Raw genomic sequence first — 388 nt, 5'->3', positions numbered from 1 at the left:
AGGATTGCCACGTCACGCTGCTCATAGCTCTGCCCCGATGAGTTCTCCTCGCCCTGTGCCGCCAGACTATCGCAAAGGCCGTCCAGGGCAGCGTCGGCTTGCTTGATCTGCTGATTGACCAGGCGCATGCGCGCGACAAGGCTGCGGATATGGACGCACGCCGCCTCCGTGGTACCTGGTGCGACGAACAAGGCCGTCTTGCGCAGGGTCTGCAGCACGGTGGCGGCGTCGACACGGCGGATACGATGCTGCTTGAGGATGCGCGCAATCGTCTTCTCCGATGCCTTGGCGGCCGCAGCGGGTGTCGGCACCTTCTGCCACAAGCTCAGGAACCAGTCGTCTGCGACATCATCGGTCAGCTCGGCCGCTTGCGGGTAATAACGCCACA

Annotated in this window: 1 pseudogene; it reads right to left on the bottom strand. The window is 63.7% G+C overall.

Annotated elements, in window-relative coordinates:
• Positions 1-388 (bottom strand): annotated as a pseudogene (locus I6F31_RS36755) (IS110 family transposase); the annotation flags it as partial.

This window comes from Bradyrhizobium sp. NBAIM01, assembly GCF_020194115.1.
GTDB lineage: Bacteria > Pseudomonadota > Alphaproteobacteria > Rhizobiales > Xanthobacteraceae > Bradyrhizobium > Bradyrhizobium yuanmingense.
This window is presented reverse-complemented; position numbering and strand designations above follow the sequence as displayed.